The sequence below is a fragment of the Kribbella rubisoli genome, assembly GCF_004217145.1.
GTDB lineage: Bacteria > Actinomycetota > Actinomycetes > Propionibacteriales > Kribbellaceae > Kribbella > Kribbella rubisoli.
The window spans coordinates 980547-996343 of record NZ_SHKR01000011.1 but is presented as its reverse complement, the minus strand read 5'-3'; the positions used below and the strand labels follow the sequence as shown (position 1 = coordinate 996343).

Below are 15797 nucleotides of genomic sequence, written 5' to 3'. Positions count from 1 at the left end.
ACACCTGTTCTGGTTTTGAGACGCGCATTACGCCCAGGCGAAGTGCACTTCCAGCGTGACCTCGACGCTGCTGTCGCCCGGGACGACGTTGATGGCGCCGCCGAGGTCGACGGCTTTGCTGGCGTTGTACGCGCGGCGGATCGGGAACTGGTTGTGGTTCTCGGCGATCGCGGTGACCGAGCCGAGGGAGAAGCCGGCCAGCTCGGCCAGGTGTTCGGCCTTCGCCCGCGCCTGCTGGAAAGCGAGTTCCCTCGCCTGTGTCAGCAGTTCGGTCTTGTCCTCGATGTCGAACTGCAAGCCGTGCAGCCCGAGGCTGTTGCCCGCGGCATCGACCGCCGCGTTGAGCAGCGCGCCGAACCCGGTCAGGTCCTTCGTCTCCACCGTGATCGTGTGCGACGCGCGGTACCCCGTAGCCGCGTCTGGTTCCTTGTAGTCCTGGTACACGTTCACCGCACTGGTGCCCAGCTGCGATGCCTCGATCCCACGCCCGCGCAGCGCCGCGATCACGGCGTCCGTGCGCTCCCCGACGCGGGCGACCGCAGCCGCGACATCCGGCGCCACCTGCTCGACCCCGAACGACACCCGCAACACATCCGGCGTCCCACTGACCTGCCCTGACCCAACAACAGTCACCCCTGTGTCCATAACCGTCAGTCTGCATCACCTGGAAGTCACCTGGGCATCACACACTTCACCATCGACTATCGAGCGAGGAGCCTTTGATGCGGGACTCTGACTTGACGCGTGCGTTCCAGGCCACCGATCGCAGTACTGCGTGGACGCTGGTGGAGCGGGTGCCGTTGAAGTTCCCGACCTACCACCCGCAGGGGATCGCGCTGGTGGGGGAGCTGATCTTCATGACCAGCGTCGAGGTGCTGGAGGCGCCGGACACAGGCATCGGGCACCTGTTCGCCATGGATCGGCAGGGGAATCTCAAGCAGGACATCCGGCTCGGCGAGGGTACGGCGTACCACCCGGGTGGGCTGGACTTCGACGGGGAGGACCTGTGGGTGCCGGTGGCGGAGTACCGGCCGGACTCGCGGGCGATCGTCTACACGGTCGACCCGACGACGTACGAGGTGACCGAGCGTTTCCGGGTGCAGGACCACGTCGGAGGAGTAGTGCGCAACCGGACCACCGGCCACGTGCACGGGGTGAGCTGGGGCTCTCGCACTCTCTACAGCTGGACTCCCACCGGCAACCAGCTCAGCAAGCAAGCCAACGCGTCGCACTTCCTCGACTACCAGGACTGCAGCTACACCGCCCATGGCAAGCAGCTGTGCGGTGGTGTGACCACGCTGCCCGGCCCGAACAACACCTCCTACGAGCTGGGCGGCCTGGCCCTCCTGGACCTCCGCACCAACCGCATCCTCCACGAGATCCCGTTCCCGTACTTCTCCCCGACCACCAACAACAACGCCACCCGCAACCCAGTAGCCCTCGAATCCACCCCCACCAAACTCCGCCTAATCACCGCCCCCGACGACGGCGAACCCCCGCACGGCACCGAACTCCAGATCTACGAAACCCCACTCAAGTAGAGACGACGCTCTTGGCGGTTTCGAACAATCGGGTGGCCCAGTCGATGCTCTTCGCTGCATCTGCAGCAGACACCGAACCAGCTTGGTACTGCGACTTGGACTTGCGCCTCGAGAGCCGGGACAGCGTCGCGCTGCTGTCCCGTCCGGCCGAACCGGCGCCTTTCAGCTCCGCGACCGCCTCGGCGTGGTTGTCAGACTTCTTGGTCCGTGCCAAGTGCGCTCGGGCTTCGTCGACTGCGGTCACTAGCCTGCCTGTCGGTTGAGGGTTTGTTGTGGTGTGCGGCCCGCGATCGGAAGTGCGTCACGGCGTAGCTCGGTCACGATGCGCTCGCCCTGGCTGATGAGGTCCCGGATCTCTGCTGCGCTGTACTCAACGACCTCACACGAGTTGCCGGACCACAGACTTGCGTGCGCTGACAGGGTTTCGACCTGCTCGAGCCAGCCCGGCTCGGAGTCGTCGACGTCATCCGGCCGGACGATCAGCAGATCGAGGTCGCTGTCGGCATCCCCCTGCCCACGTGCCGTCGACCCGAACAGCCAGATCGCCGTCGCAGGTATCGTCCACGACTCCGCTTCGGCCTTGATCCGTTCTAGCAGTACGTCGCGGAGCCGCGCGAGCTGGTCGATTGCCGCAGCGGCCACGTGATCCCGGTTGAGCGTGTAGAGCCGAGCACGACCAGCCGGCTCGGCGATGACAACACCATTGCTTACAAGGTCATCCAGCACTTTCTGCACTCCGCTCGGACTTGCCGGCGAATGCAATAGCGAGGCGACGGATCGCCCTGTCAGCGCACGATCGGTTCGCGCGAGCACTCCGAGGACCCGGCCGTGCAACCCGGGAACGACACTGGACATCGGCTCTGAGAATCGCATGGACACCCCACCTCCAGTGCCCACTATATCAGGCATATGCCCACTTTTTAGGGCATGGTCAGCTGGCTCTGGGGATTATTCGGGCGGGGATGTTGTGGAGGTGGCAGAGGGAGAGGAGGGCGGTGCCGTCTATTAGTTGGAGGGGTTTGCCGTTGGCGAACTGGTAGCTGGTGGGGCCGAAGCCGGAGGTGGTGATGAGGATGCCTTTGGTGGCGCCGGCGTCTACTACGGTGCCGAAGAGGTCGCGGACGGCGGATGGCGGGACGGTGCGGGTCCAGAGCTTTGCCTGTACGACGAACTTGCCGCCGGTGATCGGTCTGGGGTCGTACGCGACGCAGTCGATGCCTCCGTCGGTGCCGCGGCGGAACAGGCGGGTCTCCAGGCCCATGCGGGTGAGCAGGTTGTGCACGAGGTGCTCGAAGGACTCGGGGCTCAGGTCCAGCAGGTTGGGGCGGGCGTCGATCTCGCTGATCACGTCGACTGCCTCGATGGTGCGTGGGTCGGCCAGGTCGAACTCCAGCACCGGCTCCACCGGCTGCAGCTCCTCCGGATGCCGTGACACCTCAGCAGCGAAGTAGTGCCGTATGCAGGCCACCGGGTCGAGCTGGTCGAGCACCAGTGCCTCGAACTGCTCCCGCGTTGCCCGCAAGGTGATGAGGCACGGCCGCACGGTCTGCCCGGTGGTGAGGTCCACCGACTCCACCATTCCGTTGAACACGACGGTGTCGACCACGCCGTACCTGTCACTGCCGAAGACCAGGTGCAAGGCCCGCAAGGCCAGCTGCGCCACCAGCTGCTGATACAGCCGCCGCAGCTCGAGAGGATCGCGCGGTACGGCGAGCACCGCGTCGAGAGCACGGTCATAGCGGTACGACGCCTCGGCCGGCACCACGCTGACGTCGGGGAGGTCCCACTCCACCGCGAGCAGCGTCGATTCGGGCACGTACCCGACCTTGCGCCGGCGGGGGAAGTCCAGCGGTTCCGGCAGCCGGTCCAGTGCCTTGGTGAAGTAGCGCGTCACCGCCGCCCGCCCGCGGTTCTGCACTGCGCGTTCGTACGCGTCGATCCGCGCATGTTGTTCCGCGGTTGCCTCGTCGAGCCGGCGCTGGTGCTCGACCTGCTCCCGCAGTGCCTTGGCGACCCGCTCGCGACGGGTCTCCTCGGACGCCCGGTGCCGCTCGATCGCCTCCGCGAACCGGTCCTCGGCATCGGCGAGCCGCCGCGCGAACCGGCGCTGGGCACCCCACCAGCGAAACGGTGGGTGGGGCACGAACGCATCCCAGACAGGTCCGGGATGCGCTTCGAGATCGGACGGCGACACGGTCGGCGGAGCCCGCAGGGGAGCACGTTTGAGGGTTTGCAGATCGGTGCCGTTGACATCGACAGCCAGCGCGTCGGCCAGGATGCTGCCCAGGGCCTGGACGCGTTCCTGTACCGCAGCGGTACGTTGGGCCGCCTCGGCGGTACGTCCGGGCGGACGGTCGCTGCGGGCGTGACCTTCCATCGATCGGTCCATCGCCTCACACCTCTCACAACTAATGTAACGGTCCAACCACACAGCGCTACCGTTGTGACGCAGAGTTGGTAAGGACATTGCTTGCCGTCCACCCCCTGTTTCCTGCCGCACGTGCACTTGCAGAGGCATGTGAGCGAGGTGACGATTGAAAGATGAGCCTTCCGTCGTACGCGTCCGGGGTGTCCGAGGTTCCGTTGCTGGGTGAAACGATCGGCGCCAACCTGAGACGAACGATCAACGAGTACGGCGATCGCGAGGCCCTGGTGGAGGTCCAGACCGGAAGGCGGTGGACGTACGACGAGTTCGGCGCGGAGGTCGAGCTCGTCGCGCGCGGCCTGCTGGCGCGGGGGATCGCGAAGGGCGACCGGGTCGGCATCTGGGCGCCGAACCAGGCGGAGTGGACGATCACGCAGTACGCGACCGCGTTGATGGGCGCGATCCTGGTGAACATCAACCCGGCGTACCGGACCCACGAACTGGCCTATGCCTTGAACCAGTCCGGCGTCCGGATGCTTGTCTCCGCGACCGAATTCAAGACCAGCAACTATCGCGAGATGGTCGAGGAGGTCCGGCCGAAGTGCCCCGCGCTCGAGGAGACGATCTACCTCGGCACCGGCGACTGGGACGCGCTCCGCGACGACGCAAGCCGGATCACGGTCGACGCACTCCATGCCCGCGAAGCCGAGCTGTCCTTCGACGATCCGATCAACATCCAGTACACCAGCGGTACGACGGGGTTCCCGAAGGGCGCGACCCTCAGCCACCACAACATCCTCAACAACGGCTTCTTCGTCACCGAGACGATCGCGTTCACCGCGGACGACCGGCTGTGCATCCCGGTGCCCTTCTATCACTGCTTCGGCATGGTGATGGGCAATCTGGGCTGCACCACTCATGGCGCCTGCATGGTGATCCCCGGGCCGGCGTTCGATCCGGCCGCGACGCTCAAGGCCGTGCAGGACGAGCGGTGCACGGGGCTGTACGGCGTACCGACGATGTTCATCGCGGAGCTCGGTCTGCCGGACTTCGCGGAGTACGACCTGACCAGCCTGCGTACGGGCGTGATGGCCGGATCGCCGTGCCCCGTCGAGGTGATGAAGCGTTGCGTCGCCGACATGCACATGGCCGAGGTCGCGATCTGCTACGGGATGACCGAGACGTCGCCGGTGTCCACGCAGACCAGGCGCGACGACGATCTCGACCGCCGTACGTCGACAGTCGGCCGCGTCATGCCACACGTCGAGGTGAAGCTCGTCGACCCGGCTACCGGTCTCGTCGTACCGCGGAACGAACCGGGCGAGCTGTGCACGCGCGGGTACTCGGTGATGCTCGGCTATTGGGACGAGCCGGAGAAGACCGCGGAGGCGATCGACCAGGCCCGCTGGATGCACACGGGCGATCTCGCGACGATGCGCGAGGACGGGTACGTGAACATCGTCGGCCGGATCAAGGACATGGTCATCCGCGGCGGCGAGAACGTCTATCCGCGGGAGATCGAGGAGTTCCTCTACACCCATCCGTCGATCGCCGACGTCCAGGTCATTGGTGTCCCCGACGAACGGTACGGCGAGGAGCTCTGCGCCTGGATCAAGCTGAAGCCGGGTGCCGACCCCCTCGACGCCGACGCCGTCAAAACCTTTGCCACCGGCAAACTCGCGCACTTCAAGATCCCGAAGTACGTCCTGCTGGTCGACGACTTCCCGATGACCGTCACGGGCAAGATTCGCAAGGTCGAGATGCGCGAGCGCTCCGTCGAACTCTTAGGTCTTGTCTGGTGATCCAGCCAAGACCTCGGACTGACGTGACCAGACTGCCGACGCCGAAGGCAGCGCCGAGCAGACAGACAGCGTTCCAGCCGGCACGTTCGTAGAGCGCGGTCGACGCGATCGCGCCCAGTCCGCTGCCCAACGAGTAGAACACCATGTAGCCACCGATCAACCGGCTGCCGAGCTCCGGCCGATAGATCATGCTCTGGTTCGTGACATGGATGGCCTGTACGGCGAGATCGAGCAGGACCGCTCCGATCGCCAGCCCCACAAGAAGATGCGCCGTCGCGAGCCAACTCGTTGCCAGTAGCACCGAAGCGATCAGCGTGACCAGTTGCCCATGGCCCCGATCGGCCAGCCGGCCGGCCGGACCGGCGGCCAGCGCACCGGCCGCGCCGATCAGCCCGAACACGCCGATCTCTGTATGCGACAACGACCGCGAAGTCAGCGGCAGCGCGATCGAACTCCACAGTGTGCCGAACGAGCCGAAGATGAAAAAGGCGCGGATGGCGCTCTCTCGGAACGATGGCTCGCCCCAGAGGCTGACCGTGGAGCGGAGCAGCGCGCCGTACGTCAAGCCTGCCTTGGGCTGCGGGACCGTGCGGGGCATGCAACATCCGATTACGAGGCAGGCAGCGCACGCGGTCAGGTAGACGGCTCGCCAGCCCGCGAGGTCGGTGAGGATGCCGGACGCGGTCCGGCTCAGCAGAATGCCGATAACGATGCCGGTGGTGATCGTGCCGACGGTACGTCCGCGCTCGGCCGGTGCGCTCAGTGAAGCGCCGTACGCGACCAAGGACTGGGTGACGACCGCGAGCGCGCCGACCGCGGCCAGGCCGGCCAGCAGTATCGCAGCGTTCAGGGCGATCCCGGTCAGCAGGAGGGCAATTGCCAGCAGCAAGAACTGCAGCCGGATCAGCCGTCGGCGGTCGAGCAGGTCACCCAATGGGACAAGGAAGAACAGGCCGGCGGCGTACCCGAGCTGGGTGACGGTGACGAACAGGCCGACCCTGCCCGGCCGATCTCGAGGTCAGCACCGATCGTGACCAGTAGCGGCTGGGCCGCGTAGACGGTCGAGACCGCGACCCCCGCCGCGACCGCGAGGAGCACGCGCTGGCTTGGTTGCATGTTGCTACCGTAGAAGAAATTGGTAGCATGTTGCAACCAGGAGGTGGATGGTGGTCAAACGGACCCGTTTCGACGAGGAGAGCTGTCCGGTCGCGCGCTCCGTGGACGCGGTCGGCGATTGGTGGTCGCTGCTGATCGTGCGGGACGCGTTCGACGGCAGCCGGCGGTTCGGCGAGTTCCAGCGCAGTCTCGGCGTCGCCAAGAACATCCTCAGCGCCCGCCTGCGTGCGCTGGTCGAGAACGGCATCCTCGAACAGGTGCCGACCGGCTACCAGTTGACCGCCAAGGGCGAGGCGCTGTTCCCCGTGATCGTCGCCCTCCGCCAGTGGGGCGAGGCGTTCGCGTTCGCCCCCGGTGAGCCCCACTCCCAACTCCTCGACCGCCGCAACCACAAGCCGCTGAAACCGCTGGAGGTCCATGCCGCCGACGGCCGCCTCCTCACCCCGGCCGACACCGAGGTCCACAAACTCCCCTGACGCGGTTACCCACCCGAAACACCGGGCGTCAATCTGGAAACGTGAGTTTGTTCCGGGGGCAACAGCGGGGCAATCGGGCGGTCCTTCACTGGAACACATCCAGGACGGACCGAGACCCCGGGAGCCGGCATGCAACTCACCGACGGTGCGCACCACTCCGTCGTCGTGATCGGCGGCGGCCAGGCGGGCCTCGCGACCAGTTGGCAGCTGTCCCGGCACGGCGTGGATCACGTCGTACTGGAGGCAGATCGCGTCGGCGCCGAGTGGCGGAACCGCCGCTGGGACTCGTTCTGCCTGGTCACCCCGAACTGGCAATGCCGCCTGCCGGGCTTCCCGTACGACGGTGCCGACCCGGACGGCTTCATGGTCCGCGACGAGATCGTCGACTACCTGGAGAACTACCGCCAGGCGTTCGATGTGCCGATCGTCGAGGGCGTCCGAGCGACCCGGCTCGACGCCGGGTTCCGCATCGTCACCACGGCCGGGACGATCACGGCCGGCCAGGTAGTGGTCGCGACCGGTCCGTACCAGTCGCCGAGGATCCCGCCCCTGGCCGAACGGCTTTCGGTCATGCAGCTGCATTCCTCGCAGTACAAGCGTCCTGAGCAATTGCCCGAGGGTGATGTCGTCGTGGTCGGCACCGGGCAGTCCGGGTGCCAGATCGCCGAGGATCTGCATCTGGCCGGGCGGACGGTCCATCTCGCGACCGGTAGCGCGCCGCGGGTAGCGCGGTTCTACCGCGGTCTCGACGTGGTCACCTGGCTGGACCGGATGGGGTACTACCGCAAGGGAATCGAGGAGTTCGACGACGCGGACGCGGTCCGGTTGCGGGCGAACCACTACGTCACCGGTCGCGACGGCGGCCGGGATATCGACCTGCGGAAGTTCGCCCTGGAAGGGATGCGGCTCTACGGCCGGCTGATCGACGCGGACCCCGACACGCTCCGGTTCGCGGCCGACCTGCAGCAGAACCTCGACCGCGCCGACGCGGTGTCCGAAGGCATCAAGGACTCGATCGACGCGTACATCGCCGCCGAGCGAATCGACGCTCCCGAGGAAGCGCGCTACAGGCCCGTCTGGCACCCTGAGACGGCACCAGGAACCCTTTCTCTGCAAGGGATCGGAGCGGTCATCTGGAGCACGGGGTTCCGGCGCGACGACGGATGGATCCGGGTCCCGGTCTTCGACGGCCAGGGCTATCCGACCCATCGGCTCGGGGTGACGAACGTCCCCGGCCTGTACTTCATCGGTCTGCCCTGGCAGCACACCTGGGGCTCGGGCCGCTTCGGCGGCGTCGCGGACGACGCGCAGTACGTCGCCGAACGGATCGTCGAGCAGCGGGCCGGCGTGCACTGGATCGCCGGCCTGCATCGGACGGTGGCCTGACATGTACGTCTGCGACGCCCACCGCCATCTCGGCGTACTCCCGGCCTATCCCTTCTACGGCGGGCCTCCGGTCAACCCCGACATCACCGCGCGCGCGACGATCGACGAGTTGATCGTCGACCTCGACGCCGAGCGGACGGAGCGGGCGCTGGTCATCCCCAACTACGGCGTACCGGATGTCGCCGTCTCGTTCGGTTTCAACGAGCTCGTGGTCGAGGCGGCCGCCCGGGACGACCGGATCCGCGCCGGCCTCTGGGTCTCGCCTCGGCCGCAGGACGCGGAGCTCACCGCGAAGGCGCTCACGCTGGCGGCGGAGCCCGGCGTACGGGTGCTCAAGCTCAGCTTCCTGCTCGGCGGCCACCCGACCGACGACGCCGTACGTCCTCAGCTGGACGAGATTTTCGCGACCGCGCGCAGGCACGGGCTCGTCGTCCATGTGCACACCTCGCCCGGCGCCGCGTCCGACATCGACCACATCGGTCACCTGATCGAGACGTACGCCGACGACGTACCGCTGCATCTGGTCCATTTCGGTGGCGGGATGAGCGGTCACATCAAGCTGATCGGCTCCCGGTTCTTCGACTGGATCGAAGCCGGTAAGCAGGTCTACACGGATCTGTCCTGGGCGATCGGCTTCGCCCCGGGCTGGCTGGCCGCCGAGATCGAGCGCCGCGGCATCGGTCACGACCGGGTGCTGTTCGCCAGCGACCAGCCCTGGGGCGACCACGCCGGCGAGCTCGCCCGGATGCGCGCCGCGATAGGCGACGGCGAACTCGCCGACCAGGTTTTCCACCGCACCTTCTCCCACCTGTACGACTGATCAAGGAGCAACGAGATGCCCGAAACCGCCGAACTGACCGACCTCGAGACCAAGAGCCTGGGGGAGATCCCGCACCCGTCGCTGCCGCAGGGCTCCAGCATCTACGGCGGCACCAAGGTCTTCCCGGACTACCAGGCCGAGGACGGCGAGACCTACTTCACCCTGGTGCACGGCATCGCGCACGAGTCGTCGGTGAGCTTCGTCGCGATCCTGCAGGCGACCCGCGCACAGCGGAAGGGGTTCGAGTCCGCGATCTACTTCTACGGCCCGGGCTCGCTGAACTGCCTGGCCACGCGTGGGTTCCCGACCACCGGCAACTCGGCCTTCCCCGGCGAGCACAACATCAACGAGTCGCTGAAGACGTTCATCGCCGAGGGCGGCAAGGTGTACTGCTGCCGGTTCGGCCTGTCGCTGCACGGCGCCCGCGAGGAGGACCTGATCGAGGGCGTCATCCCGACCCACCCGCTGGACGTGCAGGACGCGCTGATCCACTACGCCCGCAAGGGCGCCATCATCAACTCGACCTACATGTTCTGAGGCGGTCGACAATGAGCGTTGGCACCGAGGAAGCCTTGGCCGTCCGGGCCGAGATGGCCGTGTACGGCGTGCAGGTGGACGCACCCGTCCGTCGCAGCAAGGGCGCCGGGCCGAGCGACGACGGGCACCTGGTCGTCGACGGTGCCAACGCCACCCTCCCGATCGTTGCCGATAGCCCCTATCAGGTCCGGGACGGCGGGGTGTTCCGCGACGGGCTCAGTCTGGGGCTGTCGGTCGAGCCGGTGCGCCGGCCGCGATTCTACGACCTGACGACAGCCGACGGCGTCCCGTACCGGCAGATCGCCTTGCTGCACGGGAAGGACGTGCTCGCGACCACGGTCGTCCAGACCTGCATCCGGTACGACGAGTCCACGCGTTGCCGGTTCTGCTCGATCGAGGAGTCGCTGCGGGCCGGGGCGACGATCGCGGCGAAGACGCCGGCGCAACTGGCCGAGGTCGCTGAGGCGGCGGTGCGGCTGGATGGTGTGACGCAGATGGTGATGACGACGGGTACGACGACCGGGCGGGATCGGGGGGCGCGGAATCTGGTGCGGTCGGTGAAGGCTGTGCTGGATGCCGTGCCGGGGTTGCCGATCCAGGTGCAGATCGAGCCGCCTGGTGATCTGTCCGTGCTGGCTGAGTTGCGCGATGCGGGGGCGACGTCGATCGGGATCCATGTCGAGTCGCTGGATGACGACGTACGGCGGAAGTGGATGCCGGGGAAGTCGACGGTCAGCATGGCGGAGTACGAGGCGGCGTGGGACGAGGCTGTCCGGGTGTTCGGGCGGAACCGGGTGTCGACGTACCTGCTGATCGGCATGGGGGAGGATCCGGACGAGTTGGTCGCCGGGGCGGGGCGGTTGATCGAGCGCGGGGTGTACCCGTTCGTCGTACCGCTGCGGCCGATGCTCGGGACGCTTGCTCGGGCCGATGGGGTGACGGCGCCGGATCCCGCCGTGGTCCGTGACGTGACGGCCCGGGTTGCGGCGCTGCTCGCGGAGGCGGAGATGCGCGGCGCGGACCAAGGTGCAGGGTGCGCGGCCTGTGGCGCGTGCAGCCTGTTGTCGGCGGCCGGTTCATGAGTACGACGGTGGTCCAGACCGCCGGCGTGATGCGAGCGGCCGACGTCCGCGCACTGCTGGGTGATCCGCCACCGCCCTTCCTGATCGAGGAGGCGGACGCTGCTGCCCGGCGCGCGTACTACCACCTGCGGCACGAGGCCTTCGTCGAACACCAAGGCCTGTTCGACAACACCGACCTCGACGACCACGACGAGGATCCAAGAACGATCGTCCTGGTCGCCCGCACAGCCGACGGCACGGTAATCGGCGGCGTCCGCCTAGGCCCAGCAACAACCGGCCCCGACATCGGCTGGTGGCAAGGCGGCCGCCTGGTCGTCGCCGGTAGTCAGTCAGGTGCCCCGGAGCGTGGGCGGGCACGTGGCACCTCCTCCGCCTCGAACAAGCTGGCTGGTGTGGGAGCTGCCTTGGTGCGAGCTGCTTGTGCTCGGGCTGAGGAGGCTGGTGCTTTGCGGTTCGACGCGACTGTGCAGCTTGGGACTCAGCGGTTCTTCACGCGGCTTGGGTGGGAGACCGTCCGGCCGGTGACGGTTGCGAGTACGCCGCATGTGTTGATGCGGTGGCCGATCGGGCGGATTGCACGGCTTGTCGCGGCGACCAAGAGTGCGCTCGGCCCTTTGTTGCAAGGGATCGGGCCGGACGGGTACGTCGGCGACGATGGTGCGCCGGTTCCGGGCAGCGAGCTTGTCGCAGCGTGTGATGCGATCCTGCCGGCGATGGTCGAGCGGGATCCGGAGTGGGCCGGCTGGTGTTCGGTCCTGGTGAACGTCAACGATCTTGCCGCGATGGGCGCCGTACCGGTCGGTCTGTTGGATGCGCTCGGCGCCCGGGACGCAGCCGCCGCGGAACGCGTTCTGACCGGGCTCAAGCGAGCCTCGGCGGCCTTCGGCGTACCGATTCTCGGCGGGCATACGCAGTTGGGGGTGCCGGCGGCTCTGAGCGTGACCGCGTTCGGCCGGACCGCCCATCCGGTGGCCGGTGGCGGCGGACGTTCGGGCGAGCAGGTCCGGCTGACGGCCGACCTCGGTGGCGGCTGGCGACCCGGGTACGCCGGGCGGCAATGGGACTCGACCAGCCATCGCACCCCGGACGAACTGCGCACGATGGTGACAGCGGTGGGCCGCGCGCGGCCGTCGGCCGCGAAGGATGTGTCGATGGCCGGAGTCGTCGGCACGCTCGGGATGCTCGCCGAGGCCTCGGGCTGCGCGGCGGTGCTGGACGTTGCCGCCGTACCGAAGCCGGGGACGGCATCGATGGGGGACTGGCTGACCTGCTTCCCCGGCTTCGCGATGCTCACGACCTGTCCTATCGAAGCGGGCCCGGCGACAAGTGCCGTCTGCGGCGAGCTGACCACCGGACAAGGCGTCGTACTGCGCTGGCCGGACGGCGAGGTCACCGAGGCGCTGGCCGCCGGAGTGACCGGGATGGGAGCAGCATGACGCTCAGAATGGCGGCCGTGGCCGCGAACTTCGACCGCGACCTCGAAGCCGATTTCGTGCGCGTAGAGCAGTTGATCAACCAAGCCCGCGCGGCCGGCGTGAAGCTGCTCGCGCTCCCCGAAGGCGCGCTCGGCGGGTACCTGCTCAGCCTCGACGGCACCGCGGAGCCGCCGCCCGCGTTCACCGCGGACGGCCCCGAGATCGCCCGCCTGGCCAAGCTCGCCGGCGACCTGGTCGTGACCGCCGGGTACGCCGAGGCAGTGGACGGGCTGATCTACAACAGCGCGGTCTGTGTCACCGGTGACGGCGTACTCGGACATCACCGCAAGGTGCATCAGCCATTGCACGAGGACGCGCATTTCGCCGCCGGCGACCGGTTCGAGGCGTTCGACACACCGGTCGGGCGGCTGGGTCTGATGATCTGTTACGACAAAGCGTTTCCGGAGGCCGCGCGGACGCTCGCCCTGGACGGAGCGCAGATCATCGTCTGCGTGTCGGCGTGGCCGGGAGCTCGGACGAACCCGGACCCGGACCTCGCGAAGGATCGTTGGAAGCGGCGGTTCGACCTGTTCGACCGGGCGAGAGCGCTGGAGAACCAGGTGGTCTGGGTGTCGGCGAACCAGTCCGGCACGTTCGGCTCACTGCGGTTCGTGGCGAGCGCCAAGGTGGTCGACCCCGGCGGCGAGATCCTGGCGGACACCGGGGTGACCGAGGGGATGGCGATCGCCGAGCTGGACGTCGAGCTGGCGCTCGAGCTCGCCCGCCGGTCGATGGGACATCTGCGGGATCGCCGGCCGGAGGCCTACGAGCTGGCATGGGTCTGAAGATCGGAGCGGTTGCCGCAGGGTTCACCCGGGACCTGGAGTTCGACCTGTCCCGGGTCGAGGCACTGATCCGGCACGGACGTCGCGAGGAGGTCCAGCTGCTCGTGCTGCCGGACGCAGTGCTCGGCGGATACCTCAACGACCTGAGCAATCCGACGTACGACGATCTCCCGCCTGCGCTCACGCTCGACGATCCGCTGATCTCCAAGGTGATCGCGATGGCCGGCGAGATGGTGGTCTGCTTCGGCTTCTGCGAGGCGGACGGGCCGGACCGCTTCAACACCGCGCTGTGTGTCACCGGTGACGGCGTACTCGGACATCACCGCAAGGTGCACCAGCCGCCGGGCGAACGCGCGATCTATGCCGCAGGCAACGAGTTCGCCGGGTTCGACACACCGGTCGGCCGGATCGGGATGATGATCGACTACGACAAGACGTTCCCGGAGGCGGCCCGGGCGCTCGCCGTCGACGGCGCCGACGTGATCGCCTGCCTGTGCGCGTGGCCGACGAGCATCACCAATCGGGCCGCGCGGATGAACGAGGACCGCCAGTCCCGGCTGTTCGACCTCTACGACCGGTCCCGCGCGGCCGAGAACCAGGTCGTGCTGGTCTCGTCCAACCTCACCGGCTCGATCGGCGGCCTGCGGTTCCTCGGTCAGTCGAAGGTTGTCGGCCCGGGTGGCGACATCGTCGCCCGTACCTGGTCCAAGGCCGGGATCGCGATCGCGGAGGTCGACGTACGCGCCGAGATCGAGACCGCCCGCCGGGTGCTGCACCATCTCGGCGAACGCCGTCCGGAGGTGTACTGATGCGGATCGCGCTGCTCAGCTACTCGACCAAACCGCGGGGCGGTGTCGTGCACACGCTCTACCTGGCGGAGGCGCTGGCGGCGGCGGGCGCCGACGTGACGGTGTGGTCGCTCGCGCGCGGTGGCGACGAAGGCTTCTTCCGCCCGGTCGATCCGCGGGTGCGGTTGTCGCTGGTCCCGTTCCCGGACGTGCCCGGTGAGGGTGTCGGCCCGCGCATTCTCCGGTCGATCGCGGTACTGCGTGATGCGTTCGACGGATCGCAGTACGACGTCGTGCACGCGCAGGACTGCATCAGCGCGAACGCGGCCGGCCGCTGTATCCGGACGGTGCATCACCTCGACCATTTCAGTACGCCGGAGCTGGCGGCGTGTCATGAACGCGCGATCGTCGACCCGTACGCGCACGTCTGCGTCTCCGCCGCTGTCGCCGACGAGCTCCTCACCGGTTGGGGGCTCAAGGCAACAGTAATCCCCAACGGCGTGGACGCCACCCGCTTCGCAACAGCCGCGTCGGACGATCCAGTCGCAGTAGCTCGGCAGGACGGTTGGCGTCGCCGGCTGGGCCGGTATGTGCTGACCGTCGGCGGCATCGAACCGCGCAAGGGCTCCCTCGACCTGCTCGAGGCCTACGCCCAACTGACGGCGGCGGAGCCAATCCAGGTCGCGGGGGCGAGTGACCGCGAGCTGAAGCTGGTGATCGCTGGTGGCGAGACGCTTTTCGACTACCGGTCCTACCGGGCGGCCTGGGATGAGCGGGCCGCGGAGCTCGGTGTCGTGCCCGTCGTGCTCGGGCCTGTTGACGACGCCGATCTGCCGAGCCTGGTGGCGGGTGCCGAGGTGTTCGCCTTTCCATCGATCAAGGAGGGGTTCGGGCTCGCCCCGCTGGAGGCGCTGGCGGCAGGCGTCCCGCTCGTCGTCTCCGACCTACCCGTCTTCCGCGGGATCTTCGGCGACGCTGCGACCTACGCGACCGGTCCTGCCGCCCTCGCGAACGCCCTCCGTGACGCGCTGACAGACCACAGCCGCGCCGACCTCGGCCGCGAGGTCGCCGCCACCTACACCTGGACAGCAGCCGCCGACGCGCACCTGGACCTCTACTCCCGGCTGCTCCGGAACACGAACCAGCGAAGCGCGCAGTACATGTAAACACCCTCGCAGGCACCCGCGACGACGCGGCTGAGGTGATACTCGACGCCGAGTGCGCCCAGCCCGGCGCCGACCCCGAGAATCCAGACCAGATAGTTGACCACGATCACACCCACGTACTTCGCGACCTGTGGCCCCACCTCGCCGTGCGAGCGGAAGTTCAACGTGCGATTGAGCACGTAGCTCAGCCCGAACGCAGCCGCGTAGGCGAGAGTGATCGCCAGCCAGAGCGGCAGCCGCGCCCACGACCGTAACCCGGTCAGCAGCGCGAGGTCCACGCCGAACGTGAACCCGTTGATCACCACGAATCCGAGCAGGCTGGCCGGAAGCCGCGACAACCCCCACGGCAACCGGCGAACCACGGCAGCCATCGCGCTCGCGAACGACGCACCCCGCCGCTCCGCAGGTGTCAACACCGTTGTCACAGGCCCCAGTCTGCCAACCGCCCCAAACCCGGC

The 15797-nt window shown here is 67.9% G+C and carries 18 protein-coding genes; 11 read left to right on the top strand and 7 right to left on the bottom strand.

Features of this window, described 5'->3' with window-relative positions:
• Window positions 1-27: 27 nt before the first annotated feature.
• Window positions 28-633: an SIMPL domain-containing protein gene (locus tag EV645_RS07600; RefSeq protein WP_242000264.1), complete on the bottom strand. Its 606-nt coding sequence runs from the start codon at window positions 631-633 to the stop codon at window positions 28-30.
• 89 nt (window positions 634-722) lie between these two features.
• Between EV645_RS07600 and EV645_RS07595 the strand changes: the two genes are divergently transcribed.
• Window positions 723-1541 (top strand): DUF6454 family protein, encoded by an 819-nt coding sequence (locus EV645_RS07595; protein WP_130441094.1) that lies wholly within the window; start codon window positions 723-725, stop codon window positions 1539-1541.
• Here EV645_RS07595 and EV645_RS07590 read toward each other — a convergent pair.
• From EV645_RS07590 to EV645_RS07580, 3 genes are all read right to left on the bottom strand, one after another.
• Window positions 1534-1785 carry a hypothetical protein gene (locus tag EV645_RS07590; protein WP_130441092.1) on the bottom strand — a complete coding sequence of 84 codons (252 nt, stop codon included), beginning with the start codon at window positions 1783-1785 and terminating at the stop codon, window positions 1534-1536. The genes EV645_RS07595 and EV645_RS07590 overlap by 8 nt on opposite strands.
• Complete coding sequence (locus tag EV645_RS07585) at window positions 1785-2267, bottom strand: nucleotidyltransferase domain-containing protein (RefSeq protein ID WP_157997023.1); 483 nt, start codon at window positions 2265-2267, stop codon at window positions 1785-1787. The genes EV645_RS07590 and EV645_RS07585 overlap by 1 nt, the downstream gene beginning before the upstream one ends.
• 205 nt (window positions 2268-2472) lie before the next feature.
• Window positions 2473-3930, bottom strand: a complete 1458-nt coding sequence (locus tag EV645_RS07580) for a restriction endonuclease (RefSeq protein WP_130441088.1) — start codon at window positions 3928-3930, stop codon at window positions 2473-2475.
• A gap of 152 nt (window positions 3931-4082) precedes the next feature.
• Between EV645_RS07580 and EV645_RS07575 the strand changes: the two genes are divergently transcribed.
• Entirely contained in the window at window positions 4083-5708 is a 1626-nt protein-coding gene (locus EV645_RS07575) for an AMP-binding protein (protein WP_130441086.1), read from the top strand.
• Here EV645_RS07575 and EV645_RS07570 read toward each other — a convergent pair.
• A complete protein-coding gene (locus EV645_RS07570) occupies window positions 5641-6660 on the bottom strand; it encodes an MFS transporter (protein WP_242000385.1) in 1020 nt (339 codons plus the stop codon). The two genes, EV645_RS07575 and EV645_RS07570, sit on opposite strands and share 68 nt — an antisense overlap.
• Window positions 6612-6824, bottom strand: coding sequence for a hypothetical protein (locus tag EV645_RS42170; RefSeq protein WP_198681509.1), 213 nt, complete (start codon window positions 6822-6824; stop codon window positions 6612-6614). The genes EV645_RS07570 and EV645_RS42170 overlap by 49 nt, the downstream gene beginning before the upstream one ends.
• Before the next feature lie 47 nt (window positions 6825-6871).
• On the opposite strand from EV645_RS42170, the gene EV645_RS07565 reads away from it, so the two are divergent.
• The 9 genes from EV645_RS07565 (at window position 6872) to EV645_RS07525 (ending at window position 15339) form a co-directional block, all read left to right on the top strand.
• Window positions 6872-7300 carry a winged helix-turn-helix transcriptional regulator gene (locus EV645_RS07565; protein ID WP_198681508.1) on the top strand — a complete coding sequence of 143 codons (429 nt, stop codon included), beginning with the start codon at window positions 6872-6874 and terminating at the stop codon, window positions 7298-7300.
• Between the two features lie 129 nt (window positions 7301-7429).
• Window positions 7430-8686 carry an MSMEG_0569 family flavin-dependent oxidoreductase gene (locus EV645_RS07560; protein ID WP_130441084.1) on the top strand — a complete coding sequence of 419 codons (1257 nt, stop codon included), beginning with the start codon at window positions 7430-7432 and terminating at the stop codon, window positions 8684-8686.
• 1 nt (window position 8687) lies between these two features.
• A complete protein-coding gene (locus tag EV645_RS07555) occupies window positions 8688-9506 on the top strand; it encodes an amidohydrolase family protein (RefSeq protein ID WP_130441082.1) in 819 nt (272 codons plus the stop codon).
• 15 nt (window positions 9507-9521) lie between these two features.
• The gene (locus tag EV645_RS07550; protein ID WP_130441080.1) at window positions 9522-10043 is read left to right on the top strand and encodes an MSMEG_0572/Sll0783 family nitrogen starvation response protein; all 522 of its coding nucleotides are present in this window, start codon (window positions 9522-9524) and stop codon (window positions 10041-10043) included.
• A gap of 11 nt (window positions 10044-10054) precedes the next feature.
• Complete coding sequence (locus tag EV645_RS07545) at window positions 10055-11125, top strand: MSMEG_0568 family radical SAM protein (RefSeq protein ID WP_130441078.1); 1071 nt, start codon at window positions 10055-10057, stop codon at window positions 11123-11125.
• Window positions 11077-12561: an MSMEG_0567/sll0787 family protein gene (locus EV645_RS07540; protein WP_242000263.1), complete on the top strand. Its 1485-nt coding sequence runs from the start codon at window positions 11077-11079 to the stop codon at window positions 12559-12561. Before EV645_RS07545 ends, EV645_RS07540 begins: the two co-directional genes overlap by 49 nt.
• On the top strand, window positions 12558-13385 hold the full coding sequence (locus tag EV645_RS07535; RefSeq protein ID WP_198681507.1) for a carbon-nitrogen hydrolase family protein: 828 nt from the start codon (window positions 12558-12560) through the stop codon (window positions 13383-13385). The genes EV645_RS07540 and EV645_RS07535 overlap by 4 nt, the downstream gene beginning before the upstream one ends.
• Window positions 13376-14194: a carbon-nitrogen hydrolase family protein gene (locus EV645_RS07530; protein WP_130441076.1), complete on the top strand. Its 819-nt coding sequence runs from the start codon at window positions 13376-13378 to the stop codon at window positions 14192-14194. Before EV645_RS07535 ends, EV645_RS07530 begins: the two co-directional genes overlap by 10 nt.
• Window positions 14194-15339: an MSMEG_0565 family glycosyltransferase gene (locus tag EV645_RS07525; RefSeq protein ID WP_130441074.1), complete on the top strand. Its 1146-nt coding sequence runs from the start codon at window positions 14194-14196 to the stop codon at window positions 15337-15339. The genes EV645_RS07530 and EV645_RS07525 overlap by 1 nt, the downstream gene beginning before the upstream one ends.
• Here EV645_RS07525 and EV645_RS07520 read toward each other — a convergent pair.
• A complete protein-coding gene (locus EV645_RS07520; protein ID WP_206751444.1) occupies window positions 15288-15764 on the bottom strand; it encodes a GtrA family protein in 477 nt (158 codons plus the stop codon). The genes EV645_RS07525 and EV645_RS07520 overlap by 52 nt on opposite strands.
• Window positions 15765-15797: the final 33 nt, after the last annotated feature.